The sequence below is a fragment of the Pseudaminobacter sp. Soil_N_29 genome (genome assembly GCF_057656055.1).
Genome location: NZ_JBDGLC010000002.1, coordinates 262,621 through 288,912, shown reverse-complemented (window position 1 = coordinate 288,912; position 26,292 = coordinate 262,621). Strand labels below are relative to the sequence as shown.

The following is a 26,292-nucleotide window of genomic DNA, read 5'->3' as shown; positions in this document are numbered from 1 at the left end:
AACGTCCTTGCCGTCCGCGCCAAACACGTCGTTCGACAGCACGTCGCCCGTGATCGGCGCAAAACTCCCCGCTTCGACGCTGTCCGTGTCGGCATACGCCGTCGGCACGTCGTCGACGATCTCAATGCTGATGCTGACGGGGGCCGACGAGGCTCTGCCATCGGAGACGATCAGCGAGAATGTGTCGCGTTCCGCCACGTCGGGAACGTCCGTGGTCGCGCTGGTCAATTCATAGCTGTAGGTCACGACGCCGGTTGCGGGGTTGTAGCCCGTTATGGTGAGTACGCCGTGAGCGCCGTCGAAGCTCTTGCCGACCATGTTGGCGATATTGACGGTAACGCCATTGATCGTGAGCGTCTTGAGGTCGCGCAGGCCATCCGGATCAGACAGGCGGAACTGGCCCTCATAGATGTGGCCCTCGGTTACGCTGCCGGGATTGGAGCCGACACCGGGCAGACCCGACTCATGGACGATGCCGGAATCGCCGAGCAGCTCGATGCCGGGCGCGCGGTTGGCTGCGCCCGGATAAAGGTCGCGCGCGTCGAGCTGCGAAAACTCCAGGGCGGTCGGCGGCAACAAGTCCGAGAGGTTGAAGCCCTGGCCGATCCCGCCCAGCGGCAATGCGAAGTTGCCGCCGGAACTGTTGGTGCTTCCGCCGACCGAGATCGAGCCATTGGGCCCGAAGGCAACGTCCACACCGCTCGCTTCCAACGCGGCCAGAAGCGCGACGCGCGGGACTTCGACCTCGCCGAGAATGAAGGTCGGCACATTGGCGGCGGCGTTCTTGATGACGATGAGCGTGCCGTCGGCCTGTTCGAGAACCAGGTTCTGGCCATCGACCTTGATGTTGTCGATCGAGACATTCGCCGGCAGATGGACGACGTTGCCGGCCTCGAGCGCGTATTCCAGAGTCGCCGGGACAGGATTGGGAGCACCGGAAGTTTCGGTGGCGCCCTGCTGGATGGGGGCGCCGTTGCCGGCGTCCACCGGAACGGGATCGGCCTCGCTCTGGGCGGCTTCGGCCTGGGCGACGATCATGTGCGCCGTGCCTGCTCCGGACGGCTCGACCTCGAAAGCTCGCGTTCCCGCCAGGTTGTCAAGTTCAATGCTCATGTCTTTTCCCCGCCAATTCGATAATTGCGGGGACAGAAACACCTATTGGACAAATGGGCAATACTCGGAATACTCGCAGCATATATATGAATATGCAATCGCGGTGAAATTTCCGATTGGGTAAAATTGGAACATATACACCAATATATGTTTCCTGCCGCGAGCCGACTCATTTGGCTGTGCCTCCGGCGAGAAAGCGCCGCCGCCGGAACGACAATTACAATTTTATATAAATTGTTCAAAGTAAAGGCGGCAAGTATTAATCAAGTCTGTTTGCGCTATCTTTGCTTCTGCGAGCTAACGTCTTCCGCATAGGGGGCGTCATGAATAGCAATATTAGTATAGTGGCTCGTTCCATGAAGAGCGGGCGGATAATCTCCGCTCTACTTATGTGTGCGGGGCAGGGCATTGCGGTCCAGGCGGTCGCGGATCCACTGATCGAACCAGCGGCACCGAAGGTGATCGAGGCGTCCGCATTTCTTGGCGGCGTGGCCTTGCAAACAGCGCCGGCAGAGCAGCGAGTTCCCGCCTACGATTCCGCCGCAGGGTCGAAAATCTACGCTCCGGCGCCAAGCAAGGCGCGGGTTGTGGCGTCTGCGGCGGGTGTCGATACGATGAAGACTGCATCGATCGCCCCGGGCGTCTTTGGTTCCGTGGCGCTTCCGATGCGCAACTTCCCCGTTTCTGCCCGTTGGTCGCTGGTGAACCAGGCGATCAACTCCTGCGCCACCGACGCCGGCTGCAGCGATGACGCGCAGTTGCGCGAGCTCTTGGACGGTGTCCGGGGGAAGAGCTTCCGGGAAAAGCTTGCGGTAATCAACGGCGGCATAAATCGCATGATCACCTACAAGCCGGATAGCGAAGTCTATGGCCAGCTCGATTATTGGGCCAAGCCAAGCGAGATTCTCGGCAAGCGGGCCGGAGACTGCGAGGATTTTGCCATCCTCAAAATGGCCGCCCTGCTTGAAGTCGGCATTCCGGCGCAAAGCATGTCTGTCGTGGTGCTTCAGGACAGGCGGCTGCGTGTGTTTCATGCGGTCCTTTCCGTGAGCACCGCAAGCGGGAACTTCATTCTGGACAATGTGAGAAACACGGTTCTGGTCGACAGCCAGCTGCCGGACTACCAGCCACTGTACTCGTTCAGTCAGGAGCGGGCCTGGATTCACGGGGCGAAGCCCGGCGCCATGCAGATTGCAGACGTGGCAGGCGGTTTCGGCAAGATTGCTCCCGGAGACGGGCCGCTTCCAACCGGGCAGGGGACGCTAGCGATTAGGTAGTGCGCCGCTGTTGGAGACAAACGCGATCAGTAATTCTAGTTCCTTCACCGGCGCGCGCACGGCATTGATCTGGCCGCGATAGCGGCGGTCGCCGGCCCCCAGGACAAAGCCTGTCACCACGGGCTTTTCCAGATTGGCGTCGAGATTCCTGAATATCTCGGGCAGGCTGAGGTCGAGCGAAAGCCGCAAGTCCTGCCTTCCGTCGGTGCCTTGCGGCAGGTGCTGCCGCACCAGCAACTGGAAGGGCGCGTTGAAGTTCAGGATCCGCTTGCCTGAAGAAAGGCTGAAAGCGGGCGAGGGGCACGCGGCCAGAATGGAATTGACCGTCTTCAGGGATGCAAGCCGGGCAAGCTCCGCATTTTCTTCGGTCAACCAACGCATGCAACTGACGCGGATTGCCGAGGTTGCATTGCCCGCGCCCTCATGGGTTCTGGCAATCTCTTCGACTACAGCGCCAAGCGTGGATTTCCGGCTTTCGGCAAGCCGCTTCAGCGCCGTCCAGAAAAAGCGCTCCAGTCGAACCCCCCGCCGCGCTCCGGCGTGGGAAACCACCCTGAACTCGGGCTCCAGTTCGGCCGACAGAGCCCCTGAAATCGCTCCGTCAAATCCCTCCTGAGGCGCGGTTTCATCGTTCACGCATTGCCTCTTCGCGCGCTTTGTTGATCGGTTTCAGCAGGTAGCTCAGAATCGTCTTGCTCCCGGTCATGATGTCCACCGAGCAGATCATGCCGGGAATGATTGAATAGGATTTCCCGTCCTTCTCCAGCACTGCCTTATTGGTCGAGACCCGGACCTGGTAGTAGGGCTCGCCCGTGTGCTGATCGAGGATGCTGTCGGCGGTGATGTTCTCGACCTTTCCTTCGAGCCCCCCGAAGATGGAAAAATCATAGGCGGTGATCTTGATGAGGGCTTCCTGGCCCGGGCGGATGAAGGCGACGTCGCGCGGCGAAACGCGCGCTTCGACCAGCAGTGTGTCGGAAGTCGGCACAATTCCGGCCACCACCGCGCCCGGTTGAACGAAGGCGCCCAGCGTATTGACTTCAAGCGTGTTCACTATGCCGTCGACGGGAGAGCGGATGTCGGTCCGTGCCACCCTGTCTCTGGCACCCCGGAGGGTCTCCTCCACCACCGACAGTTCGGCCAACGCTTGCGTAAGCTCATCCAGCGCCTGCTGCTGGAAATCCAGTCCGACCTCTTCTACCTGGAGCCTCGCCTCGGTAAGCGCACCCTGTATTCGCCCCATGGATTCCGTGGAGAGGTTTATCTGTCCCTTCAGCTCGGCCTGCTCTCGGTCGACGCGTATTTTTTCGGTTTGCGCCATGAGCCCCCGCTTGGTCAGCGATTCGACCAGCGCAGCTTCTCGATCACTGACGCTCAGGTTTTCGGTAAGGCGCTGCGAATTGGCGTTGGCTTCATTGAGTTCGCTTTCCCGCTGTTCGAGGCGCGCCTTCAGAACCGACAGCTTGTTCTCGAAGTTCTCCCGTTTCGCCACCAGCAGTTTCTGCTCATTGGCGCATATCTCCGGGGCAGAGACGAGAATATCGGCGGGGCACTCGAAGGAGGTGGAAATGTTGCCGCTCTGCTCGTGCTTCAAGCGGGCGATGCGCGCCGCGAGGGCGCGAGCTTTTGCCTGTTGCTCGCCAAGGCTGGAAACATTCATCGTGTTGTCCAACCTGATTATGAGATCGTCCTTCTTCACTTTCTGGCCGATCTTGACGGCGATATCCTGAACCACGCCCGGCTCGCTGGACTGGATGATCTGCGTCTTGGAAGCGGGAATGACCTTGCCTTCGCCGCGTGCAATCTCATCCACCTGGGCAAACGCTGCCCAGCCGACGAACGCCACGAAAAGCGCACCGATAATGAAGACGGAAGCCGACGCAAACAATGGCGGGCGGTCTTCTCCGATCAGCATTCTTCAAACACCTAATATACTGGCTTCAGCCAATACACCCTTGATCAGGCACTCGGCCTTTGGAGCGCCTGTATAACTTTTTCCTTGGGGCCGTCAGCAACAATCCTGCCTTGTTCCACCACAATCAGGCGATCGACTATCTCCAGCATGCTGTATCGGTGTGTGGAGATAATCAGTGTGGTGTCCTGGTCGAACGCCACTCTCAATTGGCGGATAAGCTGACGTTCCGAAGCAAGATCCATCGAGCCGGACGGTTCGTCCATGAACACGATTTTCGGCTTGGTCAGCAGCAGGCGGGCAATGGCGACGGCCTGCCGCTGGCCGCCGGACAGGTTGGTGCCTCGCTCGCCGACATTCATGTCATAGCCGCGGGGATGGCGAGACACGAACTCATCTACCCCGGCTGCCTTTGCCGCCGCGATGATTTCCTCGTCCGTTGCTTCGGGGCGGGCCATCAGCAAGTTTTCCTTGACCGTACCGGAAAACAGATCGCCTGCCTGCGCGACAATGCCGACCGCCGCCCGAACTTCCGAGGGGTGGTATTGGCGGATGTCGATACCGTCGATCAACAGTTCGCCCGAGGTGGGCAGAAAGAGCCTGCCGATCAGTCGCCCGAGGGTGGTCTTGCCCGAACCTATGCGGCCTATGATCCCGATTCGCTCACCGGGCCTTATGGAAAGCGACAGGCCGGTCAGCACTTCGTTTTCCGAGCCCGGATAGACAAAGCCGACGTTCTTGAACGTCAGTGCGCCGGACTGAACCGGCCGGTTGACGAAGCCGATGGTTTCGGGCCGGTCTTCCGGCTGCGTCATGATCGTGTCCAGAACCCGCAGCGACAGCATGGCTTGGCGAAAGCGGGCAAGGGTCATGGCGATCTGGCTGAGCGGGGCGACTGCTCTGGACGCCAGCATGACGGCCGCGATGATCGCGCCCGAGGAAACATTGCCATCGGAAAATGAATAGGCCCCGGCTACCACGATGCCGACGGTAACCAGTTGCTGGATGAATTGGGTCGCGTTGGCGGCGGCCGCCGACAGTTCCTTGATCTTCTCCGACGTGTTGGCGGCGTTCTTGGTATGCTCGCGCCATTTCCTGAGAAGATAGGCTTCGGCGCGCAGAGACTTGATCGTCTCGGCCGTGGAGATCGATTCGACAAGCAAAGCCTGCCGCTGCGAAGCCTCGTTCATGGATGCGGCCACCCGTTTGCCGATCCGGTGCTGGGTCACCAGCCCGACGACGATCGCCGCCACGAAGGCCAGGGCCGGGATGATCACCAGACTGCCAGCCACGGCATAGATGACCAAAAGGAACACGACGATGAAGACGGTGTCGATGAACACGCTGATGGTATTCGACGTGAAGAATTCGCGCACGAACTCGTATTGGGTGACCCTGTTGGCGTATTCGCCGGTTGAGGAGGGGCGTGCGGAAAGCGAGCTGTTCAGCACCTTCTCGAACAGCATGTAGGAAATGCGGAGGTCGGCGGAGCGGCCCGCATGATCGATCAGCGAAGCGCGCGCAGTCTTCAGCAGCAGGTCGAACAGCATGGCCATGCCGACGCCCAGTGCGAGCACCCACAGCGTCGCGATCGCCTTGTTCGGCAAAATCCGGTCGTAGACGTTCATCGTGAAGATCGGCGAGGCCAGCGCGATGATGTTGATGAAGACCGCGGCCAGGGCCACTCGCGTATATGAGCGCCAGAACAGGCTCATCGTGCCGAACAGCCAGTGGCGCCGCTCGATCTTGTGCGCGGTGCCCGCAACAGGGGCCTCGGCCGTGTTCCTGTATGTGATCGAAAAGGAAACGCCGCCGGTGACGCCTTCGGCGATCAGGCTTTCCTTGCTGATCGTCGTGCGGCCATTGTCCTGAGGTGTGGTGAGAAATCCGTCTTCGGATTCAGCGAGCAGGCCTACGGGATAGCCGTTTCCCAGGAACACGATCGCGGGGAGGTCGAAGCGTCCCTTCGACAACTCCCGGCTGTCGAAAAGATGGACATCGAGGCCGATTCGCTCGGCAAGGTGCTCGATGTCGTTTGCTTCGATATGTGTCTTGCTGACCGGAACCCCGGCAAACAGCACGGTTTCAGCCGACGGCCTGCCCAGATAGGCTGCGACGCCCGCGAAACACGCTTTGAAAGCGTCGCCGAAGGACTGGATATGAGTGTGTTGGTTCACGGGCCGCCGGCAACATTGGTAATCGGGCTTGCTCTTCCTGCCTCGCTCTAGTTCTTCCGCAGGGGTGCCAGGATATCGAGCGGCAGATTGTTATACTGCTGCGAAGGCTCCCTGGCCTGGGTGTCGGTAGCAGGTGTCGGCGGCACGTTGAACTCGCCGCGAGCATAGGCGGCGCCCTGCTTCGGCGCGGCAACGTTCATGGTCCTCAGCAACTGCCCCGTCGCCGCCAGCAGCCGGTATTCCGCGAACAGCGAGGCATATGCCGCCGTGTCCGCGAGCGCTGCCGTGTTGAAGCGGGTGTTCTGGGCATCGAGAACGTCCAGCAGCGAACGCTGGCCCACCTGGAACTGTGCCCGGTACGACTTCACGATCTGGTCGCTGGTGGCCGCCTGCAGCCTCAGGGTGTTGGCAAGGTCCGCCTGCCTGAAGCGACGATCCCAGGAAACGCGCACGGCCTCTTCGATCTCGCGGAACACCTGATGCAGCACCAGGCGCTGCTCGCTCAGCCGGCGAACCTGTTCCTGCTCATTGGCCTTGTCGATGCCGCCGCGATACAGATTCCAGCGCAGCACCACGCGCGCCTGCAGGTCGTTCGATCGGCCGTCGTGGTGTTCCACGCTCTCCCACGTCCGCGCCCGGCCTTCGGCCAGGATTTCGGGGCCATACAGCGCGCGCGCAGCATCCACATTCGCCGACGCCGCGTCGATGTCGCTGTTTGCCATGTGGACGCGGGGGTTGCTGGTGCGTGCCAGGCCGATCGCCTCGTCGAGAGAGCGCGGCAGAGCCTTTGCGACGGAGCCGGGCCTAGCTGCATTGACCAGCGGCTTGCCGACGGTCTTGAAGAACCGGATCTTGGCGGTCTCCAGTTCCTCCGCCGCTTCCTTCAGGCGCGCCTCGGCTCCGTAAAGCCGTTCCTGCGCCTGCTGCACGTCCGCCTCGGTCAGCCCGCCGCCGTCGACGGTTGCGCGAATGTCGCCCAGGATCGACTGATGGAAGGCGAGGTTCTTCTTCGCCTCGCCGACGATCTGCGCCTGCAGCATGTATTCCAGATATTCCTGGACGACCGTGAGGCCGATAAATTCAGAACGTTCCAGAACCCGGAACGATGCGCCGTCGACACGGGAAGCCTGCCGGTCCAGCTCGGCCCGCCGCGCGCCGTTGTCGAAAAGCGTCTGGGTCACCGAGACGCTGGCTTCGTTGGGGTAGAGGGTGCGGTTCTCCACGTCCAGGGCGCGCCGGGCAGGGGTGTCCAGCCTGCCTATGCCTGCCGAAGCCTGAAGGTCGACGCTGGGAAGGAACAGCCCCTTGGCCTGGCGCAGTTCGAATTCGATCGCTTCGCGGTTTTCGATCGCCTGGCCGATCTCCGGGTTGGAGCCAACGGCAACTGCTATGGCGTCCTGCAGAGTCAGCGCGTTTGAAATTCCTGGCGACAAAAACGTAGCCGCCAAAAGAACAGCCAAGCGCAAACGCTTGAATTGCATTGATGCCATGTCCCCCGACCTCACCTATAAGCTTGCGACATCCGATCTACAGATGTCACCCCCAGTCCCAATACCGCAAAAACCGCAAGAGTCGACAACCAATTGGCTGCTTGAGAGCTGTCAGCCTTGCGGTTCCATGTAAATACGCGCCGAATGTAGTAAAAAGAGCACAACTGATTGCACCGATTCTGGTCGATAACACAACCGCTCCGGCCGGATACGTCCGGAATGCCGGAATCTACGCGGATGACAATTTGAGCGCCGCGCCCGCAAAAGGCGCCTGCCGCACCGGCCGGAACAAACCCCCCGCCGCCAATTGTTCGATTTAGCTTCAATCTGAATGTTTATCGAAACGAAGCCTGAACGTGTCGTGTCCTATTGACGTGTCGTTGCACGGAGGGAATGATCAGTGGCGGACAGGCGAAATGGCGGCATGTGGCCAATAATGCAATTGGTGGTTTTGGGCACGTTTGCCTGCGTCGGGCTGTCGCTTCTGTTCAATTATCTCCTGCTCTTCAGCGAGTTGACCTCGTTCGGTCGCGGCATCGTCGTGTCCATCGCGCTGCCCGTATTTATCGGCGTGCCGATGTTTGCGGCCATTGGTCTCAAGCTGCGGGAACTGCGGAGCCTCAGGAACGAACTGAACCGTTCGGCGAGCTACGACCGGATAACGGACTGCTACCATGGCGACGTTTTCTCCTCGCTGGTCGAGCGCCGCGTGAGCGCCAGGAACATGAAGCACGGCGCACAGGGCGCGCTGCTCATCGTCAATGCCGAGCATCTTGGCTCGATCATCCAGCAGCATGGTTTTTCATGGGGCAACGAGGCGCTGCGGCTGGTGGCGAACACCATTCGGTCCTCGCTGCGGCGTGACGACTTTGTCGGGCGCATCGGAATGACCGAGTTCGCCATTTTCCTGCACCACGCGTCGGAAGAGGACGCGGTCGAGGTCGGGCGTCGTATTCGAAACGAAGTTGCCAAGGTGTACTTCGCGCCGGAAGGGGAAAAGGACATTCTCACGGTTCGGGTTGGCGGCGTTGCCTTCGACGGTGCCGTGGGCTTCACCGAGATGCTTCGCGCTGCCGGTTTTCAGATGTCCCCCGCCGAGCGCAAGCCCATCGACGTGGAAGTGACGCGCCTCGGGTCGCCTTCCGTCGAGGCGAGCCGCCCGGTCTGATCGCCAGGCTCGCGGTCGCGCCTCCCACCCAGCACGATATGTTTCCGGCAGGATAGCGCGGGCGCGTTGGCGCTCGCGCTTTAGTCTGTTCCGGCGCATTCAAGCTTCGCTTGCCAGGCGAAGTGTTTTCGGTGTTCTATACGCTTCTCATTTATTCTTGTCTTGAACACGCTTCGGCACGCCTCGGCGAGGCGGCGCAAGATGATGGCGGCAGTATTTTTCTGATTGGGCATTCCGGGTTCTGCCTTGCATCAAGAACCCTGCTTGATGAAACGCGCTTTCAATTCGTGTTGCCAAATGGTTCCTGACTGAAGGGGCGCACTTCCCAGGTGTTGCTGTGCGGGAGGAGAGCATGCGACTCACCGACGAGATAAGGCAATTCATCGCCAGCCCGGTGATGATCATCGTCGGGACGCGCGACGAGGCAAACCGTCCGACGATCGGGCGGGGCGTGGGCGCCCGCATCCCGGGGCAGGATTGCGTCGAGGTGATCCTCTCCGCCTGGCAATGGCCCGAGACGATTTCCAACCTGAACGCAAACGGTGACGCCGCGATCACCTTCTCGCGCCCCTCCGACTATGTGTCGTATCAGTTGAAGGGCTCGGCCCGCCTGCGCGCTGCCGACCATGACGATCTGGAGCTTTCAAGGCGCTACCAGGCCGAAATCTTTGCCATGTTCGACGGCCTGGGCGTGCCGGCCGACGTGGTAAGGCCGTGGCTTGTGGAGCGGGAGGCGATGGTGGCGTCGCTCGACATCACCGAGCTTTATGTCCAGACGCCGGGACCCAGGGCCGGCACCGCGGCGAGGGCGGGTGCGCAATGACAAGTCTTCGCGACCTCGAGGATTGTTTCGAAGGCGTGATCCCTTCGATCATCGCAACCGCCGCGGCCGACGGCACGCCCAACATCTCCTACCTTTCCCATGTGGTGATGGTGGACGACGAGCATGTCGGCATCTCCAACCAGTTCTTTGCCAAGACCGCCGCAAACATCCGCGCCAACCCCCAGGCCTCCCTGCTGCTGGTAAGCGCACGTCACGGAGGGCAGTTCAGGCTCGATCTCAGCTGGGTATCGTCCAGGGACGAGGGCGCGCTATTCGACCGCATGTCGGGCCAGTTGCGCGCCAGCAGCGCGCAGGTCGGCATGGCGGGGGTGATGCGGCTGCGGGCCATCGAGTTCTTCCGGGTCGATGCGATTTCCGCCGTCGCGTCTCCCTTCGACGAGGCGGCCGCAGGCGCCGGCGCTCCGATGCCCGACCTGATGGCGCTCGGCCGGGCCATCAAGGCCATAGGCGCGCAGGGCGATGCCGAGGCGGTCATTGGCGCGGTGCTGGATGGCTGCGCGGCAATGGGTTTTGCCAATGCCATCCTGCTTCTGGCCGATGGCAGCCGCCGCCTGCTTACCACCGTCGCCAGCAGGGGTTACGACCGCTCCGGCGTCGGCTCGCAGGTTCCGTTCGGCGATGGCCTGATAGGCACCGCCGCGACGTCGAAGCAGACGGTCAAGGTCAGTGACATGAGCAGGGTCCGGCGGCTGGGCGCTGCCATCGAGGCAACCACTTCCGCCGATGAAAGCCGCACCCGGACGATCGTTCTGCCCGGCCTGCCTGACGCCATGAGCCAGATGGCGATACCGCTGCTGGCGCAAGGCGCGGTGCGCGGCGTGCTGTTCGTGGAAAGCAGGCAGCGTCTTGCCTTCGGCCTTGCGCACGAAACGGCGCTGGAAGCGCTGGCGGGCCAATGCGCGCTTGCGCTGGGCGAATTGCCTGCCCCGGAAACGCGCACCATGGCGCAAGGCAGCGCGCCCGCGCAGCCCGCCGGCCGCGTCATTCAGGTCGTGCACCACCATTTCGACGACAGCGTCTTCATAGACAACGCCTATGTCATCAAGGGCGTGGCGGGGCGGCTTCTTGCCTTCATGCTGGAAGTCTATGTCAGGGAAGGCAGGTGCGACTTCACCAACCGTGAGATACGCCTGGCGCCAGCGCTGCGCCTGCCGGAGATCAAGGACAATCTGGAGACGCGCCTTCTGCTGCTGCGCCGGCGGCTGGACGAAAAGAACCTGCCCGTCCGGCTGGTTCATCCCGGCCGAGGCCAGGTCAGGCTGGCCCTGGATGGGGTGCCGATGGTCTCGAAGGCGGGGTAGGGGTGCTGGAGCGGTGGATCGCGGCTCGGCGTGGCCCGCTTTCAGGCGGCATCGTTTGCGAGGGTTGGGGATGAGTTACGCGGCGTGGGCGCAGCGGTGCCAAGCGGCATGTTGCGGTCAGGGCGACCGGCGCAGGCAAGATGATTGCAAGGGGCTTCCGGTTTAGGCGACATCGCCGTGACCGGTTGAATGTCGCAGCCCCAGAAATGAGTTGGCGCGCTGCGGACGAGTGCTTGATTGCACTGGTCCGGAGCGCGCCGGCATTACGTGAGGTTAGAAGACCTCGAACGATCTAAGCTGTGCAATCCCAAGGCTGGCGGGTAGCTAACGCACGAAACCAGCCTTGGCATTCGTAGTCAGCCACCGGTACCCGCGCCAGCGCCCGGGTTGCAAGCTGCGAGGCTGCCGCTTGCTGGGAGATTAGAGCAAAGCTTGGTGAACGCCCCAGTTACCCACGTGCCGACTGCGCCAATCGTAGCGATCGATGCGACGGCAATAATGCCGATCAGTATCGAGTATTCGACCATAGCGGCGCCGTCTTCTTCTTCACGGAAACGCCGAGCAATATTCATAAGCTTGTTCATGTTGAGTCCCCAGGTTTACACAAAACACTGGACGGCGAAGACGTTGCTTCTGAAAAGGATCGTCCCCCGCGTCCCGACTTGATCCTGTGATGACAGAGATTTCGAGTCAACGTCAACTTAACGATTCATTAAGGCTGAAGTGCTTGTAAGTAGCATTTGCATGCTGAGCGATAATCTTTTATCTACCTGAAAATAATCAGGAATTTTGACAATTAACTATTGCGTAACTTATTCCCGCCGCGGCATACGCCATTTGGATAATGGCTTCGTGAATACAGGCAGCCGGCCATACTTGGAGGCCGGAAAAAGTTTCTTGCGCCGTCTTTGCGCGCGCCAAAAACTGATCCGATCAAGCGCGCCTGACAGCGGAAAACAACTGCCATTCGTCTCGTCGGAGACTGCCGGCGGCCGCTTCGCCGCGCCAGACGCATCCGCCCGATCAGCCGGTGCAGGGTCGTTCAGGTTTCGCGCGTCCCCCGCAGGGCTTCATTAAGCATTGCGAAATCAGTTGCTGGCACCATCCAAGAATAATCTTCGATGGGGTGCTGCAATGCGCATGAGGCAAGTATTTGTCGTCGCGTTTCCTGTCATCGCCATGCTTCTTCTTGCGGCAGAGCGCGCTGCCACGGTTCTGCTCGGCACCTTTCCGGACAGGCCGGAATTTTGGCGAGCGTGGCTTGCGCTGCATCAGCTTGCCGGAAATTTCTGGGTGCTGGTCGAGCGCTTCGTTGCGATCCCGGTGTTTGCGGAAATTGCGGCAATTGGCGTGGCCACCCTTGCCGTGTGGCAAATCCTGGCGCGAACCAAACCCGTGGCCGTCCGATTTGTGGCAAACCACGCCGCCTTGCTGGGCTTCGTGGTAATGGCGGTTGCCGGCCAGAACATGATGGTTGCGAGTATCTTCGCCCCGGTGCCGATGCTTGGGGGCTTCCATCTGCCCGTCGCGATAGAGGTGAACTGGCTGCAACTCGCCGTGCTGGCCATGGGGCTTTGCGCCTGCGGCCATTGCCATTTTCTCTACCTGAACGCGAGCAGGCGGCGCGAGCGCGAAAAGGCGCTGGCGTTGCTGGCGCGCGGCCTGTGACCGGTTGCCGGGCCGCTATTTCATCTTGCGATAATAGACCTTGCCGTCAGCGCCCTGGAGCCGCTGATAGGCCGAGCTTGGCGCGGGCGCCGGCTGTTGCCCCGCAGAAGGCGGTGCGGCCGCCGGCTCGGCCGCCACGTGAAATTCCTGCTGCGCGCCGTCTATCGGCTCGGCCTCCGGCAACGCATCCGTGCCGACCGGCAGCAGGCTTGTTTGGATGTTGGCCGGCAGCGCGCCCCGCTCGATCTTTTCAAGGCGATCGCCCATTTCGCCGAGCCGGCCGAGCACACCGCGCTGGAGTTCCTCCAAGCGGGTCTGCATGCCGACATTCACCTTGTCGACCTTTGCGATGATCCGCGCCTCGAAGTCCGAAAGGGTCTGGAGCCTTTGCTCCGCCGCGCGCAGCTCCCCAATGCCCCGGATGAAATAGACCGCGGCGGCCAGGTTGATGCCGGTCATGACGGCCGCGGCCGCAAGCGTGCAGCCAACCAGCCGCGAAGTGCTGAGCTTCCGGTTGAAGATCGAGTCGGCGCGGCCTTCGGCGAGTTCGTCGGGATCGATGATCCTGGTCATTCGACTATCACCTTTGTGCCGACGGGAACGCGCCTGAAGAGATCGACCACGTCGGTGTTGGTCAGCCTGAAGCAGCCCGAGGTGCCATCGAAGCCCACGCCCTTCGGGTCGTTCGTGCCATGGATGCGGTAGAGCGTGTCGCGGCCGCCGTCATGGAGGTAGAGCGCACGCGCGCCCAGCGGGTTGTAGGGGCCGGCCGGCACGAATTCGGGAAGCCCGCGCTGGCGGCCGCGCATTTCGGCCGGCGGCCGCCATTCCGGCCATTCCTTCTTGGCGCCGACGCGCACCGTGCCGGTCCAGCCGAAGCCTTCGCGCCCGACGCTGATCTGATAGCGCAATGCCTGCCCGGGGGAGACGACGAGGTAGAGCGCCTTCTCTTCCTTGCGGATGACGATCGTGCCGGCGGTCTCGGCGGTGTGGAACGCCACCGCGCTGCGCAGGCTGGGGCCCATGGTGGGCAGGGGCGGCCGCCGTGCCTCGCCGCGGGCCTCGGCCGCCGCGAAGGATGCGACCACAAGCGCGCCCAGAACGGCGTTGAGCAGCGGCGCCGCGGTGGGGCGCCTAGCGCGCATCGAGCCGCTCGCGAAACAACGCCTTGAGCTCCTTGTTGAAGCGGGCGCGCGCGTCCACTTCCGTGGGAAGGATGGCGCGGTTGAGGGAATCGGTCAGCAGCGCCTGGTCGAGCCTGACCGACTTGATGTTGGAGGCCTTGAACACCTTCTCCAGGTCCTTGCGGGAGAAGTGATTGCCGAACCATTTGCGCTTCTGCTTGTTGGCCACCAGCGTGATGCTGGCGCCATTGCCGCGCAATTCGCGGATTTTGCCGTAGAGGCGCTTGGCCTGCCGCAACGCGGCAAGGTTGAGCTCGAAGACGATGAAGATCTCGTCGCTGGTGGACAGCACCGGCTTGTGCCAGCTCGTTTCGAGATTGGGCAGGTCGATGACGATGTCGCTGAACCGGTAGGCGGCCAGATCGAGCAGCTTGAACACGAATTCGTTGCCATTCGGCTCGAAGGGCAGTTGCGGCCGCTCGAAGGAATAGATCGTCAGGCCGTTGGGCCGCGAAAGCTTGATGACGTCCATCAGTTCGACGTCGAGCCTGTCCGGTTGCGTGACGATGCCGGCGAGGTCGAACTGGTTGAACAGGTTCAGATAGGCGCCGCAATTGGCATTCTGGAAATCGAGGTCGACGAGGCAGGTGGAGGCAGCGCTTTCCGGCGATTTGGCCGCCAGATACTCGGCCGCCGCAAGCGCCAGCGTGGTTGCGCCGGCGCCGCCGGTGGCGCCCACGAAGGTGATGATCCGGCTCTTGCTGGCCTGGCTGCCGCTGTCGTGGAACGTCACTGCATTGAGCAGCTCCTTGCCGTCCAGCGGCTTGCGCAGCCAGTCCGATGCGTTGAGCCTGACGAGGTTGCGCATCTGCTCCGGCCGCAGCTCGGCGGAAATGGCGATCAGCGGCACGTGCGACCACGCGGCGCGCGCTTCCATCAGGCCGGGCTTCTCGAGGATTTCGCCCTGTCCGACATCGAGGATGATGAGGTTGGGGTGCCCGCCGGCGGCAAGCCCCTTCAGAAACGCCTCGGGCTCCGCGCCCTGGACATCGTAGATGGAGAGCGCTTCGAGGCGGGACGCGATTTCGCGCCGGAACTGCGGATCGGCCGTATACAGCGCAATCTGCTTCCTGCGGGTTGGCACGAGCTTTGGATCGATGGCGTTCATGGCGCTGTGCTCTTCATGTCTTCGCCGGTCACGGTGCTGAGCATGGGCGGCATGTCGATTTCGCGGAAACCCAGCAAGCCGTTCAAGAAGAAGAACCGGAATTTGACGTCGCGCAGGCTGACGGTGATGGTCGGCACCGGCCCGGCCTGACGCGTCTGGTAGCCGAGCCCGGTGGCGGCATAGCGCACCACGACATTCTCGCGCTTGAGGAACGGGTAGAAGTGGCACATGCCGGGGCGCTGGCTTCCAGTGGGGGCAGGGCAGGCGTCGTTGGCGGTGACTGCCGTATCGCCGCGGAAGATGCGGCTGAAGTTGGCGGCATTGAAGCCGGGACACGACGCGCTGGCTGTGGAGGTGCAATCGAAGGGGCCATAGGCTCCGGCCTCGACCGGAGCGCCGGGCGTCGCTGTCGGCGCCGCAGCCGCCAGGCCTGTCGCCACCGGATTGGAAATGGCGGCGAGGCGCGCGCCCACCTGCACCGCCTTGTTGGCGGAGTTCCACTGGTAGAGCGCGTTGCCGAAGTCGACGAAGCCGAGTGTCAGCAAGAGAAGCAGCGTCATGGCGATGGCCATTTCCACCATCGTGGCACCGTCCTGCGATCTGGCGAAGCGCTTGAGCATGGTCAGAACCGGATCAGCCGCTGTTCGTGGCTGCCGCCGAGCGTGATCTGGCCTATGCCGATCAGCGAAAGCATCCCGAGGTCGCGGTAGACTTTGTTGTTGGTGAGCTTGACGATGCAGACCTGCGCCGTGACGGAGCGATACTGCGTCACGCCCCCGACCACCGCATCATGGCATCTCGACGGGTCGGCGATCTCCACCGTCACGTCGGCCGCGTCCCAGCCGGCGACCCGCGGCTTGCTTGCATCGGTGGGGTTGGGGACGCCATAGACGGCGATGTTTCTGGCGGTAGTGGCGCAGTTGATCGCCGGCAGGCCGAAGTCCGTATACATCTGGCTGTTGCAACGCGCTGCGAAGCGGGCGCCGTCGTTCAGGCCAGCCTGCATCAGCAGCTTTTGATGCAGCATGTTGCCGAACTCGAACACGCCCGCTGAAAGGATGAGCATCAATGGCGCAACCAGCGCCATTTCGACCAGGGTCGCGCCGCGCTCTTCCCGGCCAAAGCGTCCTGCCAGATGCTTGAGCATGCTGAGCATGGCCGTCACCGATAAAGCTGCGCTTCGTCGCGCAGGAAGTTATCGAGAGTACCGCGCCCGCCCTTGCCGGTGATGTCGACGAGTTCGACGTAGATATTCTTGCCGTCCTTGATCGGCTCTGTGATGAAAAAGCTGCCGAAGGCCTTGACCGGCACACCCTCGAGGCGACCGCTGAATTTGAGGCCGGAAGCCTGCAGCGCCTTGCAATCCAGAATGGCGCCATAGAGAATCCGGCGATCTACCTTTGTTACAGGAGTGCCGCATGCGGGAATGCCGGTCTCGCCGCTGACGGCCTTGTCCTGATAGATGTTGTTGTCGATCTCATACCGATACACCTCGTACCGCGTGGGCAGATTTGCGCCGGTTCCAGAAAGCTCGGGCGGTACCGCCCTGCCGGGGTGATTGGCAGCCCAGTAGCGAGCGAAGTTCCAGTTGCCCGCCCCCATCCGGCCGCCCATCATCGTGCAGTTGTCAGACATGTGGCAGCTGTCGGGTTCGAGGCCGATGCCCTTGTTCGGGTCCGTTTCATAGTCGATCTTGTTGTCCTTGACGCACTGGTTGCCGTTGCGAGCGCCCTTGCGGACGTTGACTGCCGGCCCGAATTCGGCGCCTGAATAGCCCGTGTCGATTCCAAAGCGCGTGTTGAGACCGTCTTTCACCGGCCCTGCATTCTGTCCCGGTTCGGTGTCCACACCGTTGCGGGAGTAGCACGCCAGAGGCTTCGAACTTGCCAGCATCCGCTCCAGAGCCTGTGCGCCGTTTCCGTCCGGTGCCTTGAGGAACGCAAAGTTTCCCGGCAGGTAGGAACCGTCGCCGCGCAGCAGGATCTGGCGTCGCCGATATTCTCTCGTCTGCGCTGCCTGCTCCAAAGTCACGCCGCCGGTCACGCTGGTATCCTCGTATGGATTGCAGATGAAAACCGGCGTGTAGTCACACACCCCTGATTTGAAACCGGCCACCGCCGTTGCGCCAACATTGAAGCTGTTGCTTGCGGCGCTTCCGGTCAGGAACGAGGCCGGGAAAATGGTTTGAAACCCGACCGGTCTGACTGTTACTTCCACGTAGGCGGCAAGCTTGGCGTCAGTTAACTCGTTGGCGATCACATCGCCGTTGGTGATAGGCCTTGCATCGCCTTCAACTCCGTTGACGGTTTTGGGGAGCGACGAAAGAAAACGCCTGTCTATCCCGGCCCTGGCGAGGATCCGAGGCCCGCTGTCGCCGGAGAAATTGTATTGGTTCTGCACCAGCGTAATCAGCGCGCGCTCGGCCCGGACGATTGAATCCGATTGCCCATCCAGCTCCGCCGCCGCGGCCAGCGCAAATGCGTCCGCCGCCTTTTGCAGGTCGTTGTGCAGGGTATTCGCGCGGCTCATGTCTATGACCAGCAGCGAAAACCCGATGATGACGGGCAGCATGATTGCGACGAGGATCAGCGCTATCCCAGATTGATCTCGCCAGAATGCTTGAAGTGTTCGCAGCATGACGACAGCTCTTTCCTGCTCTGACGCCCGCGCGCCTCGCTCGCTCGAGCATCGCCTTTCGCCGCAAGTTCCCTTAAGATCCTCCACCCGGAGCGCCGACCGTGGCCGGCGCTCCGGGTGCTGCCGGCGTCGGCAGTGCGGGCGGGCCGCCCAGGAGCACCGCCGCGACCTGGTTGCCGTTGGTCGGTATGTGGTTGTCCTGCGCGGCCGGGTTGAACGGGTCCGCGGTCTGCAGAAGCATGTTGTGCTTTTGCGTGTTGCCGGCAGCCAGCGTCACCGTATCGTAGCGGTTCAGATAGTCCGCACAGCCCGAAAGCAGCGTGGTCGTGGCAACCAGGATGAGTACGGCGCTATTTCTTCGCATAGAGCAGCTGATCCTTGGAGTTGAAATCGAGCATGTGCCCATAAGGGCCGACCACACCCGCACCGGTTTCGTAAGCCCGGATCATGTTCTTGCTGACTTCGAGCTCGCCCAGCAGGAAGAACTCGGGGTCGTTGGCCGGGCGTGTCTTGTCGAGCGGGTTGGCAAGTTCCTGGCCCGGCTTTGTCGGTCGCACCAGCCGCGGCGTCACGATGATGACCAGATCGGTCTCGTTCTTGATGTAGCTGGACGAGCGAAACAGGACCCCGATGACCGGCAGCTGGCCCAGCCACGGCAACTGGCTCTGCAGCTTGCGGTTGGTCGATTGCAGCAGTCCGGCGATGGCGAAGCTTTGCCCGTCGCGCAGCTCGACCACGGTCGACGCCTTGCGCGTGCTGAAGCCGGGAATGTCGATGCCGTTGGCGCGAATTGAAGCCGTCGGGTCGACCTCGCTGACCTCGGGATTGAGGCGCAGATTGATCTTGCCGTTTTCCATGACGATCGGAATGAAGCGCAGTTTGACGCCGAATTCCTTGAATTCGATCGTGGTCTGGTTGTTGTCCTGCGCCACCGGGATGGGCACCTCGCCGCCGGCGAGGAAACTGGCTTCTTCGCCCGAAAGGGCGGTCAGATTTGGCTCGGCGAGCCGGCGGGCCAGGCGCTTGTCTTCCAGCGCGCGGATCATCATGTCGACATTGATCCCGGCGTCGATAACGCGGGCGATCAGCGCCGCGAAGGGCACGTTGCCGGTGGCAAACTGGGCGGCGGCAAGCGCAGGTCCGGAGGCGAAGCCGTTTTCCGACTTCGGATTGTCATCGCTCTTGGCCCGAATGGATACGCCCAGCTCCCGCCCGGCATTGCGCGACACTTCCAGCACGCGCACTTCGAGATTGACCTGCTGGCTGTCCTCGACCTCGATCGAGTTGATGATCGCCTCCGGCCCGTATTGCTCGGCAATCTTCAGGATTTCGGCAAGCTGGCCGCCGTCCTTGACGCGGCCGCCAAGCCGCACCCGGCCATTGACCGAGCCGACCGTCACGCGCGACCGCGGCGCGACCTGTCTTATGGCGGCGGCAAGGTCGTCCACGTCGACGCCTACTTCGACCTCGATGACACCCAGCGACCTTCGTTTCTCGGAGAAAAGGTTGATCGAGGTGGTGCCGGTGGCTTTGCCGATGATGTAGAGGGTCCGGTCCGTCATCGGCTGGGCGTCGGCTATGTTGCTGTTTGCCACCACCAGGTCGCCGAGGTTTTCGTTCACCTGAATGGTCACGGACTGCGACGCCGGCAGGAAGATGCGGTGTACGCTTGGGCTCGAAACGTCTATGCGCCGGTCGGCCGCAACGGCGCTGGACGCGGGAAGGGCCTGCGACGCAGCCCAAAGGGAGACCGCGGCCAAAATTCTAAGTCCAGACCTCAGCATTTGTCTTGTTCCCCCGGCCCATTGGGCCCCATTCTCAATTCCGGCACCGCTCTGCCGCTGCTGTCTCTCACTTTATGCGCGGCACGTCGTAAGCAACCCGATCGACGCCCCTGAAGACCCCGACCGTTGCATGGGAGGGCGGTTCCGGCTGCAGATATCTGACCACTTCCTTGACCACCGCCTCAGGAGCAGGGGCGGGCTTTTCGTTGACTTTTTTCAATTCATCGAGGCGGCTGTCGACCCTTTCCACCGCCTGCTTCAAGCCGGCGATCTGCTCCTCGCTGTGCTTCCGGTCGGCGTCCAGCGCTGCCTGTCGGGCAGAAACATTGTCCGGCGTATCGCCTGTAAGATCGGAGAGCGTCACGCGCGCCGTGTTTTCGCCTTCGCCGGCCGCGACCTGGCGCAGCGCAAGTGAAAGCTGGCCGGCCCCGGCAGCCAAGGTGAGCTTCTGTGCGTCCTTGGTGGAGACTTCCAGCGTCACGGCCTTCACCACCGTCGGGCTGTCCGTGCTTTCATCTGCCACCTGGTCCACCGCCAGCACCTTGATGCTTTGCAGGAGCACGTCGACAAAACTCTGGTCCGCGCCCTCGGCGGAACGAACCGTGCGGGTAAGGAGAATGTCCACGCGATCGCCAGGGAAGACGAATCCCGCGACGCCAAGCACGTCGTTGACGCGAATTGAGACGGCTTTCATGCCCTCCGCCAGCACGGCCGACAACGTCGCGCGCTGGCCCGGGCCCGTGATCTTGCTGGCCAGGATGGGCTCGTTGGTGCCGATTGCCTGCAGCGCCTGGCGGCCGCCTTCCTTGTCAAGAACTTCTTCCGTTGTCTGGAAGGCGCCCTGGGGGATGGCGCCCGCAGGCCAGGGAATCTGACGCAGCTTGTCGGCTGTAATCTGATCGCCGAATTTCAGCGGTACCGAGGCCACCACGATCGTTGCTTCGGGCTTCTCGCCGGCAATGGCCATCTGGTTGCGCTGACCGGCAAGCCACATATTGGCAAGCACCACGGCAAGCACGCCGAAAATGCTGGCCAGCACAATCATGACGATCGAATTCGCGCGCATTGCCCCGCCTCGCTCTCAAACAGCTGGTATGCACTTATCACTGCTGGGGGCGTGGGCAGATCTGGCTGCGCCGGGAATAAGAACAAGGTGAGTGTCCCGCCCCCAGGGAATCTCCTCGCGCGATGGTAGAACTGGCCTTTTTCCGGAGTCAAACAATTTTAGTGAAAAGCCGCCCAGTTGATGGGCGTGATTGAGGTGCGGTATGTTTGGGTAACTTGTGCCTATGGCCATGATTCGTAAAGATAAATTATTAAGTTAACCTATATTCTAGAAAATTGCTTACGCCTATCGGCTTCTCAGCTAACCAATAAGTTGGTGGCGATCATTATTGCAATGTCTTCCGGAAAGAGGCGTCACGTCTACACCTATATTGGCGCCAAAGTTTCGAACGTTGCAGTGGCATTCGCGCATCGCGAGGTAAAACCACATCAACTCATCTTTACTATAATTGAAAATGAACCATAAAAACAGCATTTGCACGCTTGCGCACGCAATGGTTACCAAATAATTTGTGAGCGGTTGTGGGGCTGCTGCAGATTGAGGGCACCGAGGTGCCCGTCGCCGGACAAGGCAACCGGATGTCGTCGCGAATGGAGGCATTCGCCGCGATGCAGGCAGGTGGGAGTGGGGCGCGACTATGCTTGGCCGCTTTACCAACTATCCGAGGCGGAAGGCCGAGGTTCTTCCGGAGCCTGCGGTGCCGCTGGCTGCCGTGCCCGCCGAGGAGCCGGGCGAAACCTCCCAGGCAGATGCGCTGCTGGCGCTCAAGGTCGACATTCACCGGCATCTGATCGAACGGTTCAATCTCGCGCTCTTGGAAACCGCGTCAAAGGAAGACATCCTGCGCGAGATACTTCCGCTGGTTCGCGAATTCGTCAGATCGCGCAACGTGCCTCTTAACGCGCGTGAGCTCGACCAGATCACCAGCGAAACCGCCGACGAGATGCTTGGCCTCGGGCCGATCGAGCCATTGCTCAAGGACGAATCCGTCGCCGACATTCTGATCAATACTCACAAGCGCGTGTTTATCGAAAGGCGAGGGGTCATCGAGGAAACCGCAATCCGCTTTCGCGACGAGGCGCATCTGATGCGGGTGATCAACAAGATCGTCTCGGCGATCGGCCGACGCGTCGACGAATCCTATCCCATGGTGGACGCTCGCCTCGAAGACGGATCACGCGTCAACGTCGCCGTACGACCGATCACGGTGGATGGACCGCTCGTGTCGATCCGCAAGTTCTCACGGCGCCCGTATTCGCTGGAGAGGCTTGTCGAATTCAACTCGATCCGACCGCCCATGATCGACCTGCTCAAGATTGCAGTGCAATCGCGCAAGTCGATACTCGTGTCCGGCGGCACCGGCAGCGGCAAGACCACCATGCTCAACGCGCTGTCCAGTTACATTTCCCATCGCGAGCGCCTGATAACCATCGAGGACGCGGCGGAACTGCAGCTACAGCAGCCGCATGTCGGCCGGCTGGAGACGCGGCCTCCGAACGTCGAAGGGAAGGGCGAGGTTCGCCAGCGCGATCTGGTCAAGAATGCGCTGCGCATGCGCCCGGATCGCATCATTGTCGGCGAGGTGCGTGGCGAAGAGGCCTTCGACATGCTCCAGGCGATGAACACCGGCCACGAAGGCTCGATGACAACCATCCATGCCAACACGCCGAGAGACGCGCTTTCGAGGCTCGAGCAGATGATCGGCATGGCCGGCATGCCGATGAGCAGCGAATCGATCCGCGCCCAGATCGCCTCGGCCATCGACATCATCGTTCAGACGCAGCGCCTGTCGGACGGCGGCCGTCGAGTGATCTCCATTTCCGAGATAACCGGCATGGAAGGCAACGTCATTCAGCTGCAGGAGATTTATCACTTCATCCGCCGAGACGTGGCCGAGGACGGCAAGATCGTTGGCGAGTTTCGCGCCACCGGCGTCCGCCCGCGATTCGCGCAGGAGGCTGCTACGCTCGGCCATCATTTCGCAAAAGACGCCTTCAATCCGCAGGTTCCCCTCTAGATGCTGACCGGCCAGACGCTCCTCTATTTCATCTACGTCCTGGCGGCGGCGTCGGTGATTCTGGTCGTCGAATCCCTCTATTTGTCCTATGCCGCGCGGCGACAGGCTGCAGGCGCGGTCAACCGGCGCCTGAGGCGCCTGACCGAGGATGTCGCGGCCGAGCAGACGCTTCGGGGGCTGCTGCGCGAGCGCGGACTGAGCGATAGCGGCGATTTTCTGTTCGGCGCCGTGGCACTCAACCGCCTCTACACGCAGTCGGGCATCACAGGGAACCCGCTGGCTTTCGCCGCGATGTTCATTCTGGCCGGACTGGCGCTGGCGCTCGGCCTGCTGCTGACCTTTTCCGCACTTTGGGCTCTGCTCGCCTTCGTGTTCGTCGGCTTCATCTTGCCGCTGCTGGTGCTGAGAAGGGCCCGCAACAAGCGCATCGCCAAATTCGCCAGGCAACTGCCGGACGCGCTCGACATGATCGTCCGGTCGCTGCGGGCCGGTCATCCGACCACTGTGGCAATCGGGCTTGTGGCACGTGAGATGCCGGATCCGATAGGCACCGAATTCGGCATCGTCTCGGATGAGGTAACCTTCGGACTCAGTCTCGAGCAGGCAGTGAAGAAACTGTCGCAACGGGTGGGCTTCGAGGGGCTGAACCTGCTTTCGGTGTCGCTGTCCATCCAGGCGAGAACCGGCGGCAATCTGACCGAAATTCTATCGAACCTCTCGGGGGTGTTGCGCGAGCGCCAGAAGCTGCGCCTCAAGATACGGGCATTGTCTGCCGAGGGGCGTGTGTCGGCATGGATCATTTCGCTCTTTCCCCTCGTGATGTTCCTGATTCTTCAGCTGATCGCACCGAGCTACTACGGCGGCGTCTGGGGTGACCCGCTTATCACGCCGGTATTCGTCATCTTCGGCGCCTGGGCGCTGGTCGGCGATTACATCATGTATCGCATGGTAAATTTCGAAGTCTGAGGGGCTGGAGATGAGCTTTCTTTCCAGCTTTCAGAATTTGGGTCTGCTGATCTCGATAACGGTTTTTGCCGCCGCGGTTTCGCTGTTCCTGTTCGCGGCGTTTCTGTTCCGGCCGCTCCTTCAGACCAGGCGGATGGTCGCCCAGAGCCTGCTGAACGATCCGCCCGCCGACCGCCGTTCGCTGGCCGTGCAGGAACAATTGACCAAGCTTGCCGCGCAGCGCCCGGTTGAAGCCTATTTCGAAGCACTGGAAAGAGAGCGCGGAAAACCGGACGCTCTGGAAATAAAGCTCTTTCGCGCCGGCTTCTACCAGAAGAGCGCGCCGCTGCTGTACTTGCTGAGCCGGGTAGGGGCGGTCGTGGCAGGGTTTGCCGGGGCCTATCTGGTCTTGCTGCAGGTGCTGCCGCAGAAGATGCCGGAATTCGTGGGTTTTGCCGGCGCAGGCCTGTTCGGGCTTGCCTGCATGGTCATTCCCAGCATCGCGCTTGACCGATTCGAGCGGGCACAGCAACGTCAGTATCGCATCGGGTTTCCCGACTTCATGGACATGATGATCACCTGCGCGGACGCCGGCATGAGCCTTGAGGCGGCAGTGGAGCGAGTGAGCAGCGAACTTGCGGGGACACACAAGTGGGTCGGCATTCAGTTGTCGATCATGAATTTGCAGTTGCGGGCCGGAAAGCCGTTGCGCGAGGCACTGCGTGATCTGTCGGACCGGATGGGGCTCGAAGAGGCCAAGTCGCTCGCAGTTCTGTTTCGCCAGTCGGAGGAACTGGGCACGAGCCTGACCGAAGCCTTGCGCGTCTACAGTGGAGAAATGCGCTCACAGCGGATTCTACGTGCCGAGGATCGAGCCAATTCGCTTCCGGTAAAGATGATGATCCCGCTGGGCCTCTGCATCTTTCCGGTTGTGCTGATGGTGATCATGCTGCCCGTCATCATCCGGATGAGAGGTGTGTTTTTCTGATCCGGCTGGCGGCCGATGCAAATTCAATAATGGCACCAAAGGTGCTGCGGGGGACAAGAATGGCAAGGTCATTTCATATCGTTGTCGCCACATGCTTGCTGGGCGGCGTTCTTGCCGGATGCAAGACAATAGACGATGGCATCGTCCGCACCAACGAGCCGACACCTTCGGAACTCACCTCGTTTGGCGATACCTTCAAGGGGCTGAAAACCGTTTCCGACGTCGAGTACTACGCCTCCGACGAAGCGGTGGCAGAGGCCAAGAACCAGTTTAGGCAAGGAAACTACGGCAATTCCGGCGCACTGTTCTACAAGGCCGTTCAACTGGCGCCCAATGATGGGGTTGCATGGCTGGGCCTGGCCGCCTCCTGCGATCGCATCCGCCGCTTCGACCTTTCCGACAAGGCCTACAAGCGCGCATACGTGCAGCTCGGCGGAACCCCGGAATATTACAACAATTACGGCTACTCCAAATTGCTGCGCGGCAATCTGCAGGAGGCCAGAGCCAACTTTCTGCACGCCTATGAGCTCGCGCCGGGGGACCCGACTGTAAGAAACAACTTGCAGCTTCTCTCCTCCAGCGTGACCAACATCGAGCGGTGAAATGCTGCTGTTCGTCTCATTCGTGATGAAGCTTCTGGCGGTGCCGCTTTTGCTGCGGATCGGCTGGACAGATTTCACCACTCAAAAGATTCGCAACAACGATGTCGTGCTCTTGCTGAGCCTTGGCTCGGCATCGCTGTTCCTTGCCGCTCTGGCAGAGAGTTCGTGGTGGAACCTTGGTATGAGCGCGAGTGCGGGGGCACTGTTGTTCGTGCTGCTGTTTCCCTTTTGGCTGATGCGCAAGGTCGGTGCTGGCGACGTGAAGCTCATGGCCGTCGCGCCGCTTGTCTCGGGCGGGGGCGACTTGCTCGCCTTTTCCATCGCGCTTCTCGTTTTCACGCTGATCACTGCGGTTGTCGTGCGCAATCCGCTTTTGCTGCCATCGCCCGCTTTCCGGGCCTATATCCAGCACCTGGATCGCCAGCGCGTTGTGCCCTTCGGCGTGCCCATCTCGGCCGCGCTGCTGGCGATCATCGTCCTGCAAGTTTACCAGCAGGCTGCATATTTCATCACCACGCAGGCATTCCCGCATTGAGGACTGGCAACCCGTGACGAGATCGCCCCACGGCACAGCTTGCCAAAAATCTCGAGAATGTCGGGACCGGACTATCTGACAGATTCGAGCCAGTCAGATCGAAAGGCGCGGCGGGCTTTTTTTGGGAACCTGTGGCGCACTTCGCAAATCGGACGGAAAGACCAGGAATTTCACTGGTGTAAGTGGTGGGCGATGACGGGCTCGAACCGCCGACATCTTCGGTGTAAACGAAGCGCTCTACCAACTGAGCTAATCGCCCACTTCGGGCGGGACGTTTAAGCGGTTCGCTTCCCGTCCGCAACAAAAATCCGCCACTACAAACGGTTATGGCGGATTTGATGCTCTTTCGCCGGCTATCCCCAAAGCCTTTGGCGGAAAAGTGAGATTGATGCACAGTGCCGCTTGACACTCACACCCGAACACCGTAATTCCCCCTCCATCGACGCGGGGCCGAACTGGCCCACGTCCAAAGCGCG

General features: G+C 61.5%; 26 protein-coding genes and 1 tRNA gene. 11 read left to right on the top strand and 16 right to left on the bottom strand.

Annotated features, from left to right (window positions below):
* The coding region (locus tag AC3A4H_RS07380) for a hypothetical protein (RefSeq protein WP_487766119.1) at window positions 1–1,113 on the bottom strand (1,113 nt) is incomplete at its 3' end.
* A gap of 323 nt (window positions 1,114–1,436) precedes the next feature.
* Here AC3A4H_RS07380 and AC3A4H_RS07375 point away from each other — a divergent pair.
* A complete protein-coding gene (locus AC3A4H_RS07375; protein WP_487766118.1) occupies window positions 1,437–2,390 on the top strand; it encodes a transglutaminase-like cysteine peptidase in 954 nt (317 codons plus the stop codon).
* On the opposite strand, the gene AC3A4H_RS07370 is transcribed toward AC3A4H_RS07375, so the two are convergent.
* The 4 genes from AC3A4H_RS07370 to AC3A4H_RS07355 are packed head-to-tail and all read right to left on the bottom strand — an operon-like array spanning window position 2,376 to window position 7,960.
* Window positions 2,376–3,026 carry a ribbon-helix-helix domain-containing protein gene (locus tag AC3A4H_RS07370; RefSeq protein ID WP_487766117.1) on the bottom strand — a complete coding sequence of 217 codons (651 nt, stop codon included), beginning with the start codon at window positions 3,024–3,026 and terminating at the stop codon, window positions 2,376–2,378. The genes AC3A4H_RS07375 and AC3A4H_RS07370 overlap by 15 nt on opposite strands.
* The gene (locus AC3A4H_RS07365) at window positions 3,016–4,305 is read right to left on the bottom strand and encodes an HlyD family type I secretion periplasmic adaptor subunit (protein ID WP_487766116.1); all 1,290 of its coding nucleotides are present in this window, start codon (window positions 4,303–4,305) and stop codon (window positions 3,016–3,018) included. Before AC3A4H_RS07365 ends, AC3A4H_RS07370 begins: the two co-directional genes overlap by 11 nt.
* Window positions 4,306–4,349: 44 nt before the next feature.
* Window positions 4,350–6,479: a type I secretion system permease/ATPase gene (locus AC3A4H_RS07360; protein WP_487766115.1), complete on the bottom strand. Its 2,130-nt coding sequence runs from the start codon at window positions 6,477–6,479 to the stop codon at window positions 4,350–4,352.
* 47 nt (window positions 6,480–6,526) lie between these two features.
* Window positions 6,527–7,960: a TolC family outer membrane protein gene (locus AC3A4H_RS07355; RefSeq protein WP_487766114.1), complete on the bottom strand. Its 1,434-nt coding sequence runs from the start codon at window positions 7,958–7,960 to the stop codon at window positions 6,527–6,529.
* Window positions 7,961–8,405: 445 nt separating this feature from the next.
* On the opposite strand from AC3A4H_RS07355, the gene AC3A4H_RS07350 reads away from it, so the two are divergent.
* The 4 genes from AC3A4H_RS07350 to AC3A4H_RS07335 all read left to right on the top strand — a co-directional run bounded on the left by AC3A4H_RS07350 (window position 8,406) and on the right by AC3A4H_RS07335 (window position 11,282).
* Window positions 8,406–9,137, top strand: coding sequence for a GGDEF domain-containing protein (locus AC3A4H_RS07350; protein ID WP_487766113.1), 732 nt, complete (start codon window positions 8,406–8,408; stop codon window positions 9,135–9,137).
* 131 nt (window positions 9,138–9,268) lie between these two features.
* Window positions 9,269–9,445, top strand: coding sequence for a hypothetical protein (locus tag AC3A4H_RS07345; RefSeq protein WP_487766112.1), 177 nt, complete (start codon window positions 9,269–9,271; stop codon window positions 9,443–9,445).
* A 44-nt stretch (window positions 9,446–9,489) separates the two neighbouring features.
* Window positions 9,490–9,960 (top strand): pyridoxamine 5'-phosphate oxidase family protein, encoded by a 471-nt coding sequence (locus AC3A4H_RS07340; protein WP_487766111.1) that lies wholly within the window; start codon window positions 9,490–9,492, stop codon window positions 9,958–9,960.
* On the top strand, window positions 9,957–11,282 hold the full coding sequence (locus tag AC3A4H_RS07335; RefSeq protein WP_487766110.1) for a GAF domain-containing protein: 1,326 nt from the start codon (window positions 9,957–9,959) through the stop codon (window positions 11,280–11,282). Before AC3A4H_RS07340 ends, AC3A4H_RS07335 begins: the two co-directional genes overlap by 4 nt.
* A gap of 356 nt (window positions 11,283–11,638) precedes the next feature.
* Here the strand turns inward: AC3A4H_RS07335 and AC3A4H_RS07330 are convergent, their stop codons facing one another.
* Window positions 11,639–11,866, bottom strand: coding sequence for a Flp family type IVb pilin (locus AC3A4H_RS07330; protein WP_487766109.1), 228 nt, complete (start codon window positions 11,864–11,866; stop codon window positions 11,639–11,641).
* A 556-nt stretch (window positions 11,867–12,422) separates the two neighbouring features.
* Between AC3A4H_RS07330 and AC3A4H_RS07325 the strand changes: the two genes are divergently transcribed.
* On the top strand, window positions 12,423–12,950 hold the full coding sequence (locus tag AC3A4H_RS07325; protein WP_487766108.1) for a hypothetical protein: 528 nt from the start codon (window positions 12,423–12,425) through the stop codon (window positions 12,948–12,950).
* Window positions 12,951–12,965: 15 nt separating this feature from the next.
* On the opposite strand, the gene AC3A4H_RS07320 is transcribed toward AC3A4H_RS07325, so the two are convergent.
* The 9 genes from AC3A4H_RS07320 to cpaB form a co-directional block, all read right to left on the bottom strand.
* Window positions 12,966–13,523 (bottom strand): hypothetical protein, encoded by a 558-nt coding sequence (locus tag AC3A4H_RS07320; RefSeq protein WP_487766107.1) that lies wholly within the window; start codon window positions 13,521–13,523, stop codon window positions 12,966–12,968.
* Window positions 13,520–14,095, bottom strand: a complete 576-nt coding sequence (locus AC3A4H_RS07315; RefSeq protein ID WP_487766106.1) for a L,D-transpeptidase — start codon at window positions 14,093–14,095, stop codon at window positions 13,520–13,522. Before AC3A4H_RS07315 ends, AC3A4H_RS07320 begins: the two co-directional genes overlap by 4 nt.
* Window positions 14,085–15,242: a CpaE/TadZ family protein gene (locus AC3A4H_RS07310; RefSeq protein WP_487766105.1), complete on the bottom strand. Its 1,158-nt coding sequence runs from the start codon at window positions 15,240–15,242 to the stop codon at window positions 14,085–14,087. The genes AC3A4H_RS07315 and AC3A4H_RS07310 overlap by 11 nt, the downstream gene beginning before the upstream one ends.
* Window positions 15,239–15,862 carry a TadE/TadG family type IV pilus assembly protein gene (locus tag AC3A4H_RS07305; RefSeq protein WP_487766104.1) on the bottom strand — a complete coding sequence of 208 codons (624 nt, stop codon included), beginning with the start codon at window positions 15,860–15,862 and terminating at the stop codon, window positions 15,239–15,241. Before AC3A4H_RS07305 ends, AC3A4H_RS07310 begins: the two co-directional genes overlap by 4 nt.
* A 2-nt stretch (window positions 15,863–15,864) precedes the next feature.
* Window positions 15,865–16,398, bottom strand: a complete 534-nt coding sequence (locus AC3A4H_RS07300; protein ID WP_487766103.1) for a TadE/TadG family type IV pilus assembly protein — start codon at window positions 16,396–16,398, stop codon at window positions 15,865–15,867.
* A gap of 5 nt (window positions 16,399–16,403) precedes the next feature.
* Window positions 16,404–17,879, bottom strand: coding sequence for a TadE/TadG family type IV pilus assembly protein (locus AC3A4H_RS07295; RefSeq protein WP_487766102.1), 1,476 nt, complete (start codon window positions 17,877–17,879; stop codon window positions 16,404–16,406).
* Between the two features lie 73 nt (window positions 17,880–17,952).
* Window positions 17,953–18,243 (bottom strand): hypothetical protein, encoded by a 291-nt coding sequence (locus tag AC3A4H_RS07290; protein ID WP_348777049.1) that lies wholly within the window; start codon window positions 18,241–18,243, stop codon window positions 17,953–17,955.
* Window positions 18,230–19,663, bottom strand: a complete 1,434-nt coding sequence (locus AC3A4H_RS07285) for a type II and III secretion system protein family protein (protein WP_487766101.1) — start codon at window positions 19,661–19,663, stop codon at window positions 18,230–18,232. The genes AC3A4H_RS07290 and AC3A4H_RS07285 overlap by 14 nt, the downstream gene beginning before the upstream one ends.
* 67 nt (window positions 19,664–19,730) lie before the next feature.
* Window positions 19,731–20,729, bottom strand: coding sequence for a Flp pilus assembly protein CpaB (gene cpaB / locus AC3A4H_RS07280; protein WP_348777047.1), 999 nt, complete (start codon window positions 20,727–20,729; stop codon window positions 19,731–19,733).
* Window positions 20,730–21,366: 637 nt separating this feature from the next.
* On the opposite strand from cpaB, the gene AC3A4H_RS07275 reads away from it, so the two are divergent.
* From AC3A4H_RS07275 to AC3A4H_RS07255, 5 genes are read left to right on the top strand one after another with little or no spacing between them, the layout of a single operon-like run.
* Entirely contained in the window at window positions 21,367–22,746 is a 1,380-nt protein-coding gene (locus tag AC3A4H_RS07275) for a TadA family conjugal transfer-associated ATPase (protein ID WP_348777046.1), read from the top strand.
* The gene (locus AC3A4H_RS07270; protein WP_487766100.1) at window positions 22,747–23,712 is read left to right on the top strand and encodes a type II secretion system F family protein; all 966 of its coding nucleotides are present in this window, start codon (window positions 22,747–22,749) and stop codon (window positions 23,710–23,712) included. It abuts the gene before it with no gap.
* Window positions 23,713–23,722: 10 nt separating this feature from the next.
* Window positions 23,723–24,679: a type II secretion system F family protein gene (locus AC3A4H_RS07265; protein ID WP_487766099.1), complete on the top strand. Its 957-nt coding sequence runs from the start codon at window positions 23,723–23,725 to the stop codon at window positions 24,677–24,679.
* 59 nt (window positions 24,680–24,738) lie between these two features.
* The gene (locus AC3A4H_RS07260; protein ID WP_487766098.1) at window positions 24,739–25,281 is read left to right on the top strand and encodes a tetratricopeptide repeat protein; all 543 of its coding nucleotides are present in this window, start codon (window positions 24,739–24,741) and stop codon (window positions 25,279–25,281) included.
* 1 nt (window position 25,282) lies between these two features.
* A complete protein-coding gene (locus AC3A4H_RS07255; protein ID WP_487766097.1) occupies window positions 25,283–25,816 on the top strand; it encodes a prepilin peptidase in 534 nt (177 codons plus the stop codon).
* Window positions 25,817–25,999: 183 nt separating this feature from the next.
* Here AC3A4H_RS07255 and AC3A4H_RS07250 read toward each other — a convergent pair.
* Window positions 26,000–26,075 (bottom strand) — tRNA-Val (locus AC3A4H_RS07250).
* Window positions 26,076–26,292 lie beyond the last annotated feature (217 nt).

What these genes read in the sequence shown, in the direction of transcription:
- AC3A4H_RS07375 (WP_487766118.1), top strand. Translation starts at nt 1,437, where the DNA reads ATGAATAGCAATATTAGTATAGTGGCTCGTTCCATGAAGAGCGGGCGG.
- AC3A4H_RS07365 (WP_487766116.1), bottom strand. Translation starts at nt 4,305, where the DNA reads ATGCTGATCGGAGAAGACCGCCCGCCATTGTTTGCGTCGGCTTCCGTC.
- AC3A4H_RS07355 (WP_487766114.1), bottom strand. Translation starts at nt 7,960, where the DNA reads ATGCAATTCAAGCGTTTGCGCTTGGCTGTTCTTTTGGCGGCTACGTTT.
- AC3A4H_RS07350 (WP_487766113.1), top strand. Translation starts at nt 8,406, where the DNA reads ATGCAATTGGTGGTTTTGGGCACGTTTGCCTGCGTCGGGCTGTCGCTT.
- AC3A4H_RS07340 (WP_487766111.1), top strand. Translation starts at nt 9,490, where the DNA reads ATGCGACTCACCGACGAGATAAGGCAATTCATCGCCAGCCCGGTGATG.
- AC3A4H_RS07335 (WP_487766110.1), top strand. Translation starts at nt 9,957, where the DNA reads ATGACAAGTCTTCGCGACCTCGAGGATTGTTTCGAAGGCGTGATCCCT.
- AC3A4H_RS07330 (WP_487766109.1), bottom strand. Translation starts at nt 11,866, where the DNA reads ATGAACAAGCTTATGAATATTGCTCGGCGTTTCCGTGAAGAAGAAGAC.
- AC3A4H_RS07325 (WP_487766108.1), top strand. Translation starts at nt 12,423, where the DNA reads ATGAGGCAAGTATTTGTCGTCGCGTTTCCTGTCATCGCCATGCTTCTT.
- AC3A4H_RS07320 (WP_487766107.1), bottom strand. Translation starts at nt 13,523, where the DNA reads ATGACCAGGATCATCGATCCCGACGAACTCGCCGAAGGCCGCGCCGAC.
- AC3A4H_RS07315 (WP_487766106.1), bottom strand. Translation starts at nt 14,095, where the DNA reads ATGCGCGCTAGGCGCCCCACCGCGGCGCCGCTGCTCAACGCCGTTCTG.
- AC3A4H_RS07310 (WP_487766105.1), bottom strand. Translation starts at nt 15,242, where the DNA reads ATGAACGCCATCGATCCAAAGCTCGTGCCAACCCGCAGGAAGCAGATT.
- AC3A4H_RS07305 (WP_487766104.1), bottom strand. Translation starts at nt 15,862, where the DNA reads ATGCTCAAGCGCTTCGCCAGATCGCAGGACGGTGCCACGATGGTGGAA.
- AC3A4H_RS07300 (WP_487766103.1), bottom strand. Translation starts at nt 16,398, where the DNA reads ATGCTCAGCATGCTCAAGCATCTGGCAGGACGCTTTGGCCGGGAAGAG.
- AC3A4H_RS07295 (WP_487766102.1), bottom strand. Translation starts at nt 17,879, where the DNA reads ATGCTGCGAACACTTCAAGCATTCTGGCGAGATCAATCTGGGATAGCG.
- AC3A4H_RS07290 (WP_348777049.1), bottom strand. Translation starts at nt 18,243, where the DNA reads ATGCGAAGAAATAGCGCCGTACTCATCCTGGTTGCCACGACCACGCTG.
- AC3A4H_RS07285 (WP_487766101.1), bottom strand. Translation starts at nt 19,663, where the DNA reads ATGCTGAGGTCTGGACTTAGAATTTTGGCCGCGGTCTCCCTTTGGGCT.
- cpaB (WP_348777047.1), bottom strand. Translation starts at nt 20,729, where the DNA reads ATGCGCGCGAATTCGATCGTCATGATTGTGCTGGCCAGCATTTTCGGC.
- AC3A4H_RS07275 (WP_348777046.1), top strand. Translation starts at nt 21,367, where the DNA reads ATGCTTGGCCGCTTTACCAACTATCCGAGGCGGAAGGCCGAGGTTCTT.
- AC3A4H_RS07270 (WP_487766100.1), top strand. Translation starts at nt 22,747, where the DNA reads ATGCTGACCGGCCAGACGCTCCTCTATTTCATCTACGTCCTGGCGGCG.
- AC3A4H_RS07265 (WP_487766099.1), top strand. Translation starts at nt 23,723, where the DNA reads ATGAGCTTTCTTTCCAGCTTTCAGAATTTGGGTCTGCTGATCTCGATA.
- AC3A4H_RS07260 (WP_487766098.1), top strand. Translation starts at nt 24,739, where the DNA reads ATGGCAAGGTCATTTCATATCGTTGTCGCCACATGCTTGCTGGGCGGC.
- AC3A4H_RS07255 (WP_487766097.1), top strand. Translation starts at nt 25,283, where the DNA reads ATGCTGCTGTTCGTCTCATTCGTGATGAAGCTTCTGGCGGTGCCGCTT.